This is a genomic window from Microcystis sp. LE18-22.4A (assembly GCF_027531105.1).
GTDB lineage: Bacteria > Cyanobacteriota > Cyanobacteriia > Cyanobacteriales > Microcystaceae > Microcystis > Microcystis aeruginosa.
Genome location: NZ_JAPZRB010000417.1, coordinates 1 through 15,409 on the forward strand (window position 1 = coordinate 1; position 15,409 = coordinate 15,409).

11 protein-coding genes are annotated in these 15,409 nt (G+C 46.8%); 4 read left to right on the forward strand and 7 right to left on the reverse strand.

Features of this window, described 5'->3' with window-relative positions:
* Window positions 1–435: 435 nt before the first annotated feature.
* Together lpxD and ggt are read left to right on the forward strand one after the other, a co-directional pair.
* The gene (lpxD, locus tag O9295_RS18290; RefSeq protein ID WP_288034347.1) at window positions 436–1,467 is read left to right on the forward strand and encodes a UDP-3-O-(3-hydroxymyristoyl)glucosamine N-acyltransferase; all 1,032 of its coding nucleotides are present in this window, start codon (window positions 436–438) and stop codon (window positions 1,465–1,467) included.
* A 164-nt stretch (window positions 1,468–1,631) separates the two neighbouring features.
* A complete protein-coding gene (ggt, locus tag O9295_RS18295; RefSeq protein ID WP_190723307.1) occupies window positions 1,632–3,176 on the forward strand; it encodes a gamma-glutamyltransferase in 1,545 nt (514 codons plus the stop codon).
* On the opposite strand, the gene O9295_RS18300 is transcribed toward ggt, so the two are convergent.
* The gene (locus O9295_RS18300; protein ID WP_287704180.1) at window positions 3,173–3,463 is read right to left on the reverse strand and encodes an addiction module antidote protein; all 291 of its coding nucleotides are present in this window, start codon (window positions 3,461–3,463) and stop codon (window positions 3,173–3,175) included. The genes ggt and O9295_RS18300 overlap by 4 nt on opposite strands.
* A gap of 201 nt (window positions 3,464–3,664) precedes the next feature.
* On the opposite strand from O9295_RS18300, the gene O9295_RS18305 reads away from it, so the two are divergent.
* Window positions 3,665–5,185 carry a TolC family protein gene (locus O9295_RS18305; protein WP_288034349.1) on the forward strand — a complete coding sequence of 507 codons (1,521 nt, stop codon included), beginning with the start codon at window positions 3,665–3,667 and terminating at the stop codon, window positions 5,183–5,185.
* Between the two features lie 54 nt (window positions 5,186–5,239).
* Here the strand turns inward: O9295_RS18305 and O9295_RS18310 are convergent, their stop codons facing one another.
* The gene (locus tag O9295_RS18310) at window positions 5,240–5,629 is read right to left on the reverse strand and encodes a hypothetical protein (protein WP_288034351.1); all 390 of its coding nucleotides are present in this window, start codon (window positions 5,627–5,629) and stop codon (window positions 5,240–5,242) included.
* A gap of 117 nt (window positions 5,630–5,746) precedes the next feature.
* A complete protein-coding gene (thiO, locus tag O9295_RS18315; RefSeq protein ID WP_288034352.1) occupies window positions 5,747–7,723 on the reverse strand; it encodes a glycine oxidase ThiO in 1,977 nt (658 codons plus the stop codon).
* A 148-nt stretch (window positions 7,724–7,871) separates the two neighbouring features.
* Between thiO and O9295_RS18320 the strand changes: the two genes are divergently transcribed.
* Window positions 7,872–8,501, forward strand: coding sequence for a DUF2301 domain-containing membrane protein (locus tag O9295_RS18320; RefSeq protein WP_288034354.1), 630 nt, complete (start codon window positions 7,872–7,874; stop codon window positions 8,499–8,501).
* Between the two features lie 249 nt (window positions 8,502–8,750).
* On the opposite strand, the gene O9295_RS18325 is transcribed toward O9295_RS18320, so the two are convergent.
* The 4 genes from O9295_RS18325 to O9295_RS18340 form a co-directional block, all read right to left on the reverse strand.
* The gene (locus tag O9295_RS18325) at window positions 8,751–9,749 is read right to left on the reverse strand and encodes a nitrate ABC transporter ATP-binding protein (RefSeq protein WP_288034358.1); all 999 of its coding nucleotides are present in this window, start codon (window positions 9,747–9,749) and stop codon (window positions 8,751–8,753) included.
* Between the two features lie 238 nt (window positions 9,750–9,987).
* Window positions 9,988–11,994 carry an ABC transporter ATP-binding/substrate-binding protein gene (locus O9295_RS18330; RefSeq protein ID WP_288034361.1) on the reverse strand — a complete coding sequence of 669 codons (2,007 nt, stop codon included), beginning with the start codon at window positions 11,992–11,994 and terminating at the stop codon, window positions 9,988–9,990.
* Between the two features lie 182 nt (window positions 11,995–12,176).
* Window positions 12,177–13,004 (reverse strand): nitrate ABC transporter permease, encoded by an 828-nt coding sequence (ntrB, locus tag O9295_RS18335; protein WP_108937344.1) that lies wholly within the window; start codon window positions 13,002–13,004, stop codon window positions 12,177–12,179.
* A gap of 125 nt (window positions 13,005–13,129) precedes the next feature.
* Window positions 13,130–14,452: a CmpA/NrtA family ABC transporter substrate-binding protein gene (locus O9295_RS18340; protein ID WP_288034363.1), complete on the reverse strand. Its 1,323-nt coding sequence runs from the start codon at window positions 14,450–14,452 to the stop codon at window positions 13,130–13,132.
* Window positions 14,453–15,409 lie beyond the last annotated feature (957 nt).

Below are 15,409 nucleotides of genomic sequence, written 5' to 3' on the forward strand. Positions count from 1 at the left end.
ATTTATGCCCCCCTATCGAACCATACCAAGTCCCGAAGAGCCAATCTTCTCTTGATTAATACTTGGCTAATTTATTACTGACGATGTAGATAGTTTCAAAAATAATGCAATCGCTCTACATTAGCTCTACATTTTTGTTACACTGAACTCCATCTAACAGATCGATGCTAGATAACAGGAAAGCGATCAAGAAAACTTGATCGCTTTCGTCTAGTTCAAAATCCTCATCAGCAGCGAAAACGGCTTGATATTAAATATAAATCTCAAGACAAAACTTGATCAAAAATCATAGTTATCTTGACATGATATCCTTATCAAACTAAGGGATTATTCCCTGAAAAACTGGCAACTTTTTTGACTATAATAACGACAAGATTATCGGTATAGTTTTAAACTATCCTAGGATAAGCCCTATCTCGATCGCAGTATATATTTATGAAATTTAGTGAAATTGCCCAAAAATTAAGTCCTTTAGTACAATCCCAGAGTTTGACCGCCTATCCCGACAGAAATCCCCAAATTAAAGCCATAACTCCCATCGAAACCGCCCTAGTCGATACCATTAGCTATATCGAAGGGGGAAAATTTGCTGCCTTTGTCGCCAAAACTGACGCTACTGCCCTAATTCTGCCCCTGGATACCAATTTACAACAACAGGCCGACGAACGCGGCATCGCTTGGTTAGCTAGTGCCAATCCCCGACTTTTATTCGCCCACGCCATCAAATTATTCTATCAACCCTTTCAGCCCCAACCCTACATTCACGCCACCGCCGTGGTGCATCCATCGGCTAAAATCGGCCATAAAGTCGCCATCGGGGCCCATGCCGTGGTAGAAGCCAATGTCACCCTCGGTGATGGCGTGTGCATTCATCCTAACGCCGTTATTTACCCCGGGGTGCATATTGGTGATCGCACAATTCTCCACGCTAACTGTACTATCCATGAACGGGTACAAATCGGCAATGATTGCGTTATCCACAGTGGCGCTGTTATCGGTGCTGAGGGCTTCGGTTTTGTGCCGGTTCCCGAAGGCTGGTTTAAGATGGAACAATCCGGTATCGTGGTCTTGGAAGATGGGGTAGAAATTGGCTGTAATAGCGCCGTGGATCGTCCGGCAGTGGGAGAAACCCGCATCGGTAGCCAGACTAAGATCGATAATCTCGTCCATATTGCCCATAATTGCCAAATTGGCCAAGCTTGCGCCCTTGCAGGACAGGTAGGCATGGCAGGAGGCGTAAAAGTGGGCAATCGCGTTATTTTAGCGGGACAGGTGGGCATTGCCAATCAAGCGGCGATCGGGGATGGTGCGATCGCAACCGCCCAAACCGGCATTCACAACGATATCGGGGCAGGAGAAGTGGTTTCTGGTTCTCCCGCTATGCCGCATAAGTTATTCCTCAAGGTAGCAGCCGCTTACAAGCGTTTACCCGAAATCTATCAAGCGGTTAAGCAATTTAAAAAATAGCCCTATTCAGGGGACAGGAGACAGGAGACTCCGAGACAGGAGACAGGAGATTATTTCTATTTATTCTCCCTTCTCCCCACTTCCCCACTTCCCCACTTCCCCACACCCCACACCCCCATCTCCCCACTGATAACTGATAACTGATAACTGATAACTGAATCAAAGTGACTCGCAAAAGCAAGGGCGCTATCGCCGCAGGACATCCAAAAACTGCCGAAGCTGGACAATTAATCTTAGAAATGGGCGGAAATGCCTTCGATGGGATAGTTGGCTCGATTTTAGCGGCTTTCGTGGTCGAATTCACCCTCGCTTCGGCGGGGGGCGGCGGTTTTTTACTAGCACATACCAAAGAAAAAGTCAATACCCTTTTTGATTTTTTTTGTCAAACTCCCAAATATAAAAAACCCTTGACAAATATCGACTTTTACCCAGTGGCGATCGATTTTGGTGGTGCTAGTCAAGATTTTCACATTGGCCGAGGTGCGATCGCTACGACCGGAGCATTACGGGGATTGGAAACAGTGCAGAAAAAACTGGGAAAATTGCCCTTTGCCGTGGTAGCGGAACCAGCGATCGAATATGCTCGTCAAGGCTACATTTTGAGCCAATATAACGGCTTTTGCCTGGGTTTACTCGCTTCGATCCTGCTCAAAGATAGAGAGGGTTTAAAAGTCTATGCTCCCCAAGGAAAACTCCTCCAAGCTGGCGATCGCTGTGTGATGAGGGATTTTGCCAACACCTTAGAGGAATTAAGCAAAAAAGGTGTAAAAGACTTTTATGAGGGAGAAATCGCCCACCAAATCGCCAAAGATATGCAGGAGGGCGGTTATCTTACCCTAGAGGATTTAAGTCATTACCAAGTCATTGAGAGAAAACCCCTAAAAAGCCAATATCGAGGTTACGAAATCCTGACTAATCCGCCTCCTAGTTCTGGAGGAATTCTCCTGGCTTTTGCCCTAAAATTACTAGAAACAGTCAATTTATCGGCTTTAGAGCATCTGGGAGCCAAACATCTGCAAATTTTAACGGAAGTGATGGCCTTAACCAATCAAGCGCGCGCTCAAGGCTACGATAATTTTATCCATCAGGAGGGAATCGAAGAGCAATTCCTCTCGTCGGAATTTTTAGGCAAATATCCCAATAAATGGGGCAGTACCACCCATATTAGTGTTATCGATGGGGAAGGTAATGCGGCCAGTGCCACCTTTTCCAACGGGGAAGGATCGGCTTATACCGTGCCGGGGACGGGAATTATGCTCAATAATATGATCGGGGAAGCGGACTTAAATCCCTTTGGTTTTCACAATTGGCCGGTTGATCGTCGTTTATCCTCAATGATGTCCCCGACGATGATTTTAGAGGAAGGAAAGCCGCGATTTGTTCTCGGTTCTGGGGGTTCCAATCGCATTCGCACCGCTATCTTGCAGGTTATTAGCAATTTAATCGATTTTCGGCAATCTTTAGCCGCTGCGATCACCGCATCGCGCATACATTGGGAAAATCAACAATTAGGAATTGAACCTTTAGAAGATCGGGAAAATATGCTCAAAAATCTGGTTTTACCCGCAAATACTCAAGTATCCCGGTGGCAAGAACAAAATATGTTTTTTGGGGGTGTGCATGGGGTGGCAGTGAATGATCGGGGGGAATTAACCGCTACGGGCGATCCGCGTCGGGATGGAGTAGGATTAGTGATTAGGGATTTTTAGGTAATGGGTACAACTTGCAGGCGTAACCCAAGTGCTTGCAAAACCTTAAGAACTGTAGCAAACTCTGGATTACCCTGATTCGACAAAGATTTGTAGAGACTCTCCCGTCCCAAACCCGTCTCACGAGCAATACGAGTCATCCCTTGAGAACGGGCAATATCCCCTAATGCTGCCACTACTAAGCTAGGATCGCCATCTTCGAGGGCAGCTTCCAGATAAGCAGCGATATCTTCTTTTGTTTTCAAATGATCTGCTGCATCCCAAGGATAAGTCTGAATTGTAGCCATAGAGAACCTCCTATAAGTATTGGGCTAAATCTAATGCTGTTCTAATGTCCCGTTCAAAATCAATCGAATCTGATTTTAGCCGGTGCTTAAAAGACGGTGGCTTTCAAGCTCCCGTGTTACTATCGGTAATTAGTAATCGGCCAACATAGTGGTGTGAGCTTATTTACTTCTTATCGTTTACTGTTTACTTTTGAGATACTCATGTTGCTCTTGCGTTATGGTATTACCGTGAGTGCGGTGCTTGGGTTGATTTTCTTGGCTGAATCCTCGGTTAAGGCACAAACTCAGTCCGCTGCGGATTTGTTGAAGAAACCGCAACCTACTGCCAATCCAGTTTCTCAGTTACCCGGCCCCTCGGCGGCACCGGCGACCACGGAAGCGGATCCCAAAGCCCCTAATTATCTTAATCCTAGTGGCAATCCCCTAATTTTTCCCACCAAACCGGATGAGGTGAATATTAGGGTAGTACAACCGCTCACCTTAAATCAAGCGATCGAATTAGCTTTAAAAAATAATCAGACCTTACAGACCGCCAGGGTCGATTTAGAAATCGCTCGCGCCCAATTAAAGGAACAACAGGCCGCTTTATTACCCACGGCCTCCGCAGAGGCCAGTCTCACTCAAGATCAATCGGCAGCTGCCCAAAGACAGAATGAGTTGGCTGGTACAGATAACCCTGAAGATAGTACCAACCTTCAGGGTATTGTTCAGATCGTCTATGGGGTTTATACAGGGGGTGAACGGGCAGCCCAGATCAAAAGGGCCGAAAAGGTCATCCGGCAACGGGAATTAGAGGTGGAACGAGTCTCGGAACAAACTCGTTTTGATGCCACCGATGCCTATTATGAATTACAAAGGGGTGATGCCCAAGTAGCGATCGCCCAAGCCTCGATCGAAGATGCTAGTCAAAGTTTACGGGATGCTCAATTATTGGAGCAAGCGGGACTAGGAACCCGATTTGCTGTCCTACAGGCGGAAGTTGACCTCGCTAACGCTAACCAAGACTTAACCCGGGCGATTTCTACCCAGCGTATTTCCCGACGGCGACTGGCACAGATATTGAGTGTCGGTCAGCACATCGAGTTAACCGCTGCCGATGAGATTCGCGAGGCGGGGACTTGGGGCTTGAGTCTTGATGATAGTATCGTTTTGGCCTACAAAAATCGCGCGGAATTAGAACAACAACTCTTACAACGGGAAATTAGCGCAGAAGACCGCTCGATCGCCATTTCGGCGGTGATTCCCCAAGTAGACCTTCTGGGCGAGTATAATGTCCTCAACGATCTCAGTGATGAAGCTGGTTTTGCCGATGGTTTTAGCGTCCGTGGCCGGATTCGTTGGACTTTCTTTGATGGTGGTCGTGCTTTTGCTCGCGCTCGTCAAGCGGAAAGAAATATCGATCGCGCCGATACGGAATTCTCCCTCCGTCGCAATGAAATTCGCCTTCAAGTGGAGGAATCCTACTATAGTTTGATTTCTAACCAAGAAAACATCAAAACTTCGCAAAAAAGCATTGAATCCGCCACGGAAAGTCTGCGATTAGCCCGTTTACGCTTTCAGGCGGGTGTGGGAACCCAAACGGATGTGATCAACTCCCAACGGGATTTAACCGATGCCAGAAGCCGTTATCTACAGGCGATCGTCGATTACAATAGATCCTTGAATAGTCTCCAGCGAGCGATTAGTAATTTACCGGATAATCGTTTGTTTGAAGTGCGTTAATTGTGGGATTTATCGCGGTGTGGTGTGGGGGGAGATAGCCAAATCTCCCCTATTTTAACGAGTTTGGATAATTCTAATCTGTTGTTCCCGCAATTGCTGCATGGTGGGAGTTTCCTGTAGCTCTTGCACCTGCGGACGCAGATTATTACAACGAGAGGAATTAATGCTACCGCATTGATTTTCGATCGTGTTCAGTCGCCGCTGCTCGATTTGGGGACTGGTACGAAAATTCCATTGGTGATTGTACTGATGATATTTTTGGTAAGCGCAGGACTCATACCCCGCTAAACAACGCTCACTGATAGGCAATTGGGCCAAGACTAGGTTGCCGCTAACGCCAACCCAACCCAGACCCAGAAACAAACCTGATAATAAAGAATTTTTAGTGATCATCGCCAATATACCTCGGTGATCAAAAAATGTAGTCTCAGGATTGGCGGCCATGACGGTAATTACCCGGCAGACTCTCGATCATGATTCCACCTCTTTTATTCTAGTCAATTTTTCTCGCCCCGCCCACGATAGCTGAAAACAGCCCATTGCCAGCTTAAGATCACTGGGTTAGGCGATCGTTCCCGTCAAGGGGGAACTAGGACTAGCATAGGACTTAATCGGCATTCTTCCCGCTAAATAGGCTAAACGTCCCGCTTTTGCCGCCATTCCCATGGCTTGCGCCATCATAGCCGGATTGGCCGCCATAGCGATCGCACTGTTAATTAATAAAGCATCGGCCCCCATTTCCATGGACCGGGCCGCTTCTGAGGGTGTACCGATCCCGGCATCTACCACCACGGGAATTTTAGCCGATTCGATGATAATCGCGATATTTGCCTCATTTTTAAGGCCCTGTCCCGACCCGATCGGCGATCCCAGCGGCATAACCGTGGCGCAGCCAGCCTCCTCTAAACGTTTGGCTAAGAGAGGATCGGCGTTAATATAGGGCAGTACGGCAAAACCTTCTTTAACTAATTGTTCGGCCGCTTGCAAAGTTCCGATCGGATCGGGTAATAAATATTTAGGATCGGGAATAACTTCGAGTTTAATAAAGTTATTGTCTTCCTGTCCCAATAATTTGGCCATTTCTCGCCCTAAACGAGCCACCCGAATCGCTTCTTCGGCCGTTTGACAACCAGCAGTGTTGGGTAACATCCAGATTTTCGACCAATCGATCGCCGCTGCTAATCCCTCATGACCGGGTGCCTTCGTTTGTACTCGTCTAACGGCGACGGTGACGATCTGACATTCACTGGCAGTAATACTTTCCTGCATAGTGGTCAGATTGGCATATTTGCCAGTCCCAGTCATCAAGCGGGAGTGAAAGGTTTTCCCGGCAATGGTGAGGCGATCATTCTGGGGCGATAAAAGCGCTTGGGGTTTATTCTCAAGGATAGTTAAGGACATAGGTGGAACAGTAACGGGTGATGGTTGATTAAAGCGATCGCAGCTAAAATGGGTCAAAATGGGATTAACTTTGTCATTAATCACCAGGTCAGCGATCAAGGAAGCAGTGACAGGAGCGAGTAAAATGCCATTGCGATAGTGACCGGTGGCTAAAATCAGGTTATCACAGCTACTGCGGCCTAAAATGGGCAATTCATCCGCTGTACCCGGGCGGAATCCCCACCACATTTCCTCGATTTCCCAGTCAGCTAAAGGGGGATAGAGACGGGTAGCGCGCGCAAAAAGGGCTTGTAGTCCTTGGGGTGTATTACCCGTTTGCCAGGCGACTTTTTCGGAAGTGGCCCCGATAATTAAACGACCATGGCGACGGGGAACTAGATAGGTTTGCGGACCGAATAAAACCCTAGTTAAGGTCTGGTTAGGGGGCATTTTTACCGCGGCCATTTGACCTTTGACGGGATGGATGGGGAGGGGTAAAAGTTGACTGGCCCAGGAGCCCGTCGCTAAAATATAAATTTTTGCTTCTAATTCCCCAATTGAGGTATAAATACTCTTGACTTTTCCCTGCTTTTGTTGTAAGGCGTGCACTTCTATGCCTTGGCGAATTTCTACCCCTAAATTTTCGGCCGCTTGTTGCAGCCCAGTCACTAGCTGCCGGTTATCCACTTGTCCATCGTCGGGATACCACCAACCACCGATCACATCTTTACCTAGGCCGGGTTGGTAGAGGTGAACTGCATTACTGTCTAACCAAATTTTATTAGCTGTATTGGCAGTAATAGGCTGATCTAGCTCGTAAACGGGAGCAAGAATACCACAGGGATAGTAACCGCTATTTATCCCCGTTAAATCCTCGATTTTGCGGCTCCATTCTGGATATAACCAGCGCGATTGTAAACAAAGATCGAGAAACGGACCCGGGGGAATCCCTTCCGCATGGGGGGCCAACATTCCCGCAGCCGCACGACTAGCGGCCTGAGCTATATCTCGAACTAGGAGGGTAACTTTTGCCCCGCGCAATTGCAAATCGACGGCGATCGCTAATCCGATGATACCACCGCCTACGATCAAAATTTCGCTAGTTGAGTTCTTGACCCTCCCATGGCTAAAAGCGAGGGATTCTTGGTTCAACGACATGGCTTAAAAATCTAAAGGAAATGTAACCTTGATCCTAACTCGCAATTAGTCAGCCGAGAGGGGGAAGAAGTGAGGCTACTGGCATAATTTAAGCTTAAGATGATTTGTAGTCGATCTTTTCTAAGCTTCCCTTTTTCTTTAGAGCATTATGACTTCCCCTGCTGTCGATCGAGTTTATCAAGGTCAATTCGGAGAGTTTACGATTACGAATAGCGATCGCCTAGGTGTGCGTCTCTACCGTCTGGGGTTAAATTTAGCGGCTTTTAGTTTTGCTGTCGCTACAATTATAGTTCTCACCCGACCGCAATTATTGCCCCTAACCAACCTTTTATACATTGGTTTTTGTCTGGGGTTAGGCATCAGTTTATTGACTATCCATATTTATTTAATTCCCCTCCATCGTCTCCTGCAAGTTTTTTGGCTAATCGGGGCGATTACTTCCCTGATTTTCAGCCTTTATTCTCACCTTTCTCCCCTAGAATTTGTCTATAACCATCCGGTGAGTTTATTCGGTGTGGGCTTTATTTTTGCTAGTCTCACGGGGATTTATTTCAAAGAAGCTTTTTGTTTTAATCGTCTAGAAACCAAGTTTTTAACCCCTCTAGTTCCCACCCTTTTACTCGGTCATCTTTTGGGGATATTGCCCTTAAATTGGGAAAAGGGGCTATTAATTCTCTGGGCGACTTTATTCGTTATCTTTGCTCTGGGAAAGTTAAGCCAACCTCTCCCCAACGATATCGGTGATAAATCGGTATTTGAACATCTTAATCATGGATGAACTCTCCAGAGATTAATCGGAAAATATTCGGGAAATTAAGTCAGCTGCCCGCGTATCTAAATGCCTCTCTTGTCTTTTGTGTGATCAGTTTTCAGCTTTTTGTTCTTTATCTCTTTCTGGTTTATCTTTGGTCAGTAAACAGTAAGCAGTAATCAGTGAAAAGACAGTAGGAAACTTCTCTTTAATACTGTCACTTAAAACTCAAATCTGATAACTGATAACTGATAACTGATAACTGATAACTGTTACTTATCTGGGGGCCTCTATGGTAGCGGGATTAGCGGTATTGGGAGTCTTGCTAGTGAACATTTGTATCAGACTAAAACCGACAAAAGCGAGTAAGGCTATGCCAGCAATAGTAGTAACAATTTTACCCAGGAGATTTTCTGTGCGGGGTTCTTCGGGGGCATCCTCGTTGGGATCCTCCGAATGGGCAAAACGATTGTAGAGGAAATCGAGGGCTTCATTGCGGAGTTCGTAGTAACGGGGATCCTCGGTAATTTGGGAACGAACCCGGGGACGGGCAAAAGGCATCTTTAACACCTCACCGATTTTAGCGCTTGGGCCGTTGGTCATCATCACTAAGCGATCGCACAAGAACAAAGCCTCATCGATATCGTGGGTAATCATCAACACAGTTAACTGGTGTTCTTGCCAGATTTTCAGCAATTCTTCCTGTAATTCCTCTTTAGTGATCGCATCTAAGGCCCCAAAGGGTTCATCGAGGATGAGGACTTGGGGACGAATGGCCAGGGCGCGGGCGATCGCAACCCGTTGTTTCATGCCTCCCGATAACTGGGGGGGTTTTTTCTGGGCTGCTTCTGTCAATCCCACTAAGGATAGATTTTCTTCCACAATCTTCACCTTCTCAGCCTGAGATTTTTCGGGATAAACGGAATTAACCCCGATATAAACGTTCTCAAAGGCAGTTTTCCAGGGCAAAAGCGAATAATTTTGGAATACCATCATCCGGTCCGGGCCTGGTTCCTTAACCTCTTTATCCTGTAGCAGCACTTGCCCACGACTAGGAGAGGAAAACCCCGCCACCATATTTAAAAGGGTCGATTTACCGCAGCCGGAGTGACCGATAATGCAGACAAATTCCCCCTCATTGACTTGCAGCTCCACACCGTCTAAAACGGTGTAAACCCCTGCTTGAGTGGGGTATTCTTTGGCAACATTACTAACTAATAAAAAAGGCTGGGTGGTGGTGCTGGAATTCACGGTCTTATCGGTAAAAGTTTGCATATTCGTCCTAGATTTATTTTAAGGTGGGCTTTGCCCACCACAACTATTAATTCGGGTCTGCTGAAAAAGTTTTTCGTGGGGTGTGGGGTGTGGGGTGTGGGGTGTAGGGTTTTAGAGATTTTCATCTGGTCAATTACCTAATTTTCAGGGAAAAAGTCCCTGAATTTTCCCCCCGATCACTCCCGCAAAAGTCTAAAAGTTTTACCCAACAAGGTTTTTAGATTTATTCAGCCAACCATTAATTAGCGACGGGATCATCGAGGAGAACTTCCGAGACGCGATAATCGCGACGGATCGAAAAACGTTCCAGATAGCCGATCGGATCGTCGGGATTGAAAATAAGATGATCAAAGAGGGCAAAACTGTGGCGATCGGGTTCCAAATCGGGAAGGCCCAGGGACCGGCAAGCTTCGCCAAACAGATCTGGACGACGGACGCGTTCAATCACTTCCACCCAGTTGCGGGGGAAAGGCGCGTAACCCCAACGGGCAAGCTGAGTTAGGGTCCATAGGGCTTCACTCCGGCCCGGACAGTTAGCTTGATCGACGTAAAACTGATTAAATCGGAATAGGGCTTCGGGGGCAGTTCCTAAACCGCGATCGTAACCATCGAGGAAACCGGGGCGGATAATTGCCCTATCCACGCCCACATACTGGGGCTGACTGAGAATATTGACGATTTCTTCTCGATTACGCCGATCGTCGCAGTATTCACAGGCTGTAATTAAAGCTTTGACCATGGCGATATGGGTTTCGGGATGTTTCGCCGCCCAAGTTTCCTTGACCCCGAGGACTTTTTCCTGGTGTCCGGGCCAAATATCAAGATCGGTGGCGATAACGTAGCCTAATTTTTCCTGAACGGCGTAGGAGTTCCAGGGTTCCCCCACACAATAACCGTCGATCTTACCCGCTTTTAGCAGGGAAACCATCTGAGGCGGCGGAATTACGGTTAAATTCACATCACTATCGGGATCGATGCCGCCACTAGCCAACCAGTAGCGTAACAGTAGATTGTGCATGGAGGCAGGGTGAACCATGCCGAAAGTGGCGATTTTATCGGGACTTTGCTGGAGGGCATCCTTTAAGTCCTCGAGTTTTTCTACCCCCAATTCCCTGTATTTATTGCTGAGGGTGATGGCGTTACCGTTGCGACTGAGTACCAAAGCACTAATCACGGGGACAGAGGGCTTATTGCCGGCCCCAATGGTCATGCTGAGGGGCATTCCCGCCACCATCTGGGCCGCATCGAGACGACCGGTGGCCACTCCTTGGGCGAGCGCTTTCCAGTTGGGTTCCCGTTGCAGGATAACATCCTCTAATCCTTCCTCGGCGAAGAAACCTTTCTCTTTGGCGATAATAATCGGGGCGCAATCGGTGAGGGGGATAAAACCGATGGTGGGATTGGTTTTCAGTCGGGTAGCTTGGCCGATCACCGTCACCGGCCCGGTGGGTTGACCGACTTTCTTCGATCGCTTCTGTTGGTTGAGGAAATAAACGATCTCGTTACGCAGGGAGTAGTAACTGGGGTGATTAACCACTTCCAAACGATGCCGGGGTCGGGGAATGGGAACATCGAGAATCTGACCGATATGGGCCTCTGGACCGGTGGTTAACATCACCACTCGATCGGATAATAATAGCGCCTCATCCACATCGTGCGTGACCATGATACAGGTAACGTGGCTTTCCTCGACGATTTCCATCAAACGTTCCTGTAAATTGCCTCTGGTTAACGCATCCAGCGCCCCAAAGGGTTCATCGAGTAGCAGAACTTTTGGCCGTAGGGCTAAGGCGCGGGCGATCGCTACCCGTTGTTTCATGCCTCCCGATAATTCTCCCGGTCGTTTGTTGGCGGCATGGCGCAGGTGTACCATATCGATACTATGTTCGATGACACTTTTGCGTTCAGCGGCCGGCAGATGACGCAGCACACGGTTAACTCCTAGGGCGATGTTTTCCCGGACGGTTAACCAAGGCAGCAGAGAATAATTCTGGAAGACCACCATGCGATCGGGACCGGGACCTTTAATTTCTTTTCCCTCTAAAATTACCCCTCCCACCGTCGGGCGATCGAGTCCGGCGACCATATTTAAGAGGGTGGATTTCCCGCAACCGGAGTGACCGATTAAAGAGATAAATTCCCCTTTAGTAACGCTGAGATCGATATTTTTCAGGGCGATATATTGACGGCCATCGGGCAGAGGGAAAACCTTATCAATGTGATCGACTTCAATAAATGCAGACATTTTCAGTTATCAGTTATCAGTTATCAGTTATCAGTTATCAGTTATCAGTTATCAGTTATCAGATGTGAGTTATCAGATGTGAGTTTTTAGTTTACTGTTTACTGTTTACTTAAAAAGCTCCCCACACCCCACACCCCACACCCCACACCCTGCCCCCACCGAAAAACTTTTTGCCGCAAACCCTATTTATTTTCTTCTGGTACAACTAATTTAGCGATGTAGGCCATGAGGCGATCGAGTAGGAAACCAACAATACCCACATAAATCAGGGCGAGGATAATTTCACTGATCATGGAACTATTCCAAGCATCCCAGATAAAGAAGCCAATTCCCACGCCACCGATCAGCATTTCTGCCGCTACAATCGCCAACCAAGATAAACCGATACCGATTCTTAATCCCGTGAAAACGTAGGGAACGGTGGCGGGAAAAAGAATATTGAAAAAGTATTCAACTTTGGATAATTTCAACACTCTAGAGACGTTTTTATAGTCTTGGGGAACCTGTTGTACTCCCACGGCTGTGTTAATAATAATTGGCCAAATTGCTGTAATAAAAATTACAAATATGGCACTAGGTTCGTTATTACGAAAAGCCGCTAGGGAGATGGGTAGCCAAGCTAGGGGGGGAACGGTACGCAGGATTTGAAAAATCGGATCGATCGCATCATAAACTAGGGCGCTACTACCGATTAAAATTCCTACGGCAATGCCGACAATAGCGGCAAGGGTAAAACCGACGGCCACCCGTTGTAAACTAGCGAAAATTTGCCAGAATAACCCCACATCCGTGCCACCATTATTGAAAAAGGGATTAATAATTAATTCCCAGGTATCGCTAACCACTTTGGTGGGACTAGGGAGGGGGGCATCGGGACTAAAACAGAGTATTTGCCAGATGACGAGGAAAATTAATAAAGCAATCGCCGAAGTTGCTAGTTTGGGTAATTTTTTTTTCAGGTCTTTTACCCATTTTGAACCTTGAGAACGACGAGAAATAGAAACAGCCATAATCAGTTATCAGTTATCAGTTATCAGTTATCAGTGGTTGAGTGGTTCAGTTATCAGTTATTGATTACCAGTTATCAGCAAATCATCTTTAACTGTTGACGGGTTACTGATCACTGAACACTGATTTAAACCTTTTTAATCTTGAGAGATTTCAGGTAAGCGGTGGGATTTTCGGGGTCAAAAGTAACGCCATCAAAGAAAGTTTCCACACCGCGAGAAGGGGTAGCGGGAATTTGATCGGCTGGAACATTGAGGGCTGTGGCGGCTTCTCTCCAGATATCTTCCCGGTTAACTTTATCAACTAAAGCTTTGATGTCCGTATCGGCGGGAATATAGCCCCAACGGATGTCTTCAGTCACAAACCAACTATCATGACTCTTGTAGGGATAGGAAGCGTTATCAGCCCAGAATTTCATGGCTACGGGGCTATTTTCGATTTTGCGACCATCACCGAAATCGATATTACCCTGCATTCTTCCCAAGATATCGGCGGGGTCAATTTTCAGCCATTCCCGTCCTGAAATAATCTCGCACATTTCCTTAACATTAGCGGGATCATTGCACCATTGCTGCGCTTCTAGAACAGCCATAGTTAAAGCTTTTGCCGCTTTGGGATTTTTATCCACCCAATCGGCGCGTAAAGCGAAGGCTTTTTCGGGGTGATCCTTCCAGAATTCTCCAGTGATCAGGGCAGTGTACCCGAGGCCTTTGGAGACGATTTGGGCGTTCCACGGTTCGCCGACACAGAACGCGTCCATGGTGCCGACTTTCATATTGGCCACCATCTGCGGCGGGGGAACGACGATGAGGGAGATGTCATTATTGGGATCGATGCCGCCCGCAGATAGCCAGTAACGCATGAACAGGTCGTGGTTGCCCCCCGGAAAGGTGACGGCAGCTTTCATTTCTTTGCCGGCAGATTTCGCTTTGGTGAGGGTTTCTTTGAGTTTAGAACTGTCGAGGTCGAGTTTTAAATCTGCGTGGGATTTGGAGATCGATATGGCCTGACCGTTGGTATTCAAACGCGCCAGAATATACATCGGTACGGGCTGTTTGGTAATTTTGCCCAAGGTCATTAGGTAGGGCATGGGGCTGAGGATGTGGGACCCGTCGATACCGTTTCCCGCAGAACCTAATTCGAGGTTATCCCGGGTTGCAGCCCAAGAGGCTTGTTTCATCACTTGCACATCGGGCATCCCGTGTTTAGCGAATAAACCTTTTTCTTTGGCGATAATTAAGGGGGCAGCGTCGGTGAGGGCAATAAAACCTAGTTTAGCGGTGGTGACTTCGGGAGTTTCTCCACTGGCAGCGGGGGAAGCGGCAGGACTGCCGGCCGGGGAGGGACTGGTTGCGGTATTATTGGGAGTGGCGCAACCGTGGAGAATTGCGGTTCCTACGGCAGTTGCCCCGGCAGTGAAGATAAATCTACGTCTAGAAAGTTTACTCATGGACTAAAAAATCGTGATTAGAAACTAAACAAAGGTGATGAAACGGTGAACAATTCTCATTACTTCCCCTAACTGACTGCGGTGATAACCGAGAAAATTTCTTGAAAGTAACTGTTGATTCAGTAAGGAGGCTTTAACTATTTTTATCTCTCGATCGCTTTTGCTTCTCCATCTAGGGAGATTTAGCAATAGTTTTTGTCTAAGAGATTTTTTCCGGAAGCATAACAGTTTTGAGGAGTCGATAGATAGGGGCGGTTTTTAGTCATCTGGGCTAGAAAGATCACTTTATTTCAGGGTTATCACCGAAGCAATTAACTTAAATTTACAGTCTTCAACGGGAAAGATAGTATAGATTGTTACAAAATATTGTCAGCCATGTCATAAAAGCATAAAAATTTGTCTGAAACGCATGGTGGGGCGATGGGGGTTTTTTAGCTATCTTGACTCAGTTATCAGATTTGAGTTTGCCGTTCACTGATTACTGGTTAATGTTTACCGATGACTGAAAAATCGCCGCAAGTATTAGCGACGCGACCAGCTTGAGACAATCTCTGTTATGCTTTGGAACTTGCCAAGGGCGAAAGCATATTATTATCGATCGATGTTTCCCCTTGATTAGATGCTTAGGAATATTGTCAATAGTGGCAGTTAGTCATCTGTGCCTATTTGATCGTTGGTCTTGATCACGATACTTTTAATCCTTACTGTCGCACCTATCCCAGACTCTTATCAAAAACTGGCTGTCTGGGATTCAGGAAAGGGCTGAAAAAATCTCTTAAATAACCTTCAATTATTCTACAGCGTTTTATCTGTTTTCATTAGAGTTCTTGCATAATTAATTTTTGAGAGGGCAAAAATGAGAAAAATAAGCATAAAATTGCATAAAATAACCAAATAGAGCATTTAATTGATTAATGCTCATTCTTAATTCTCCTGACTACTGACTACTGGCTCGGA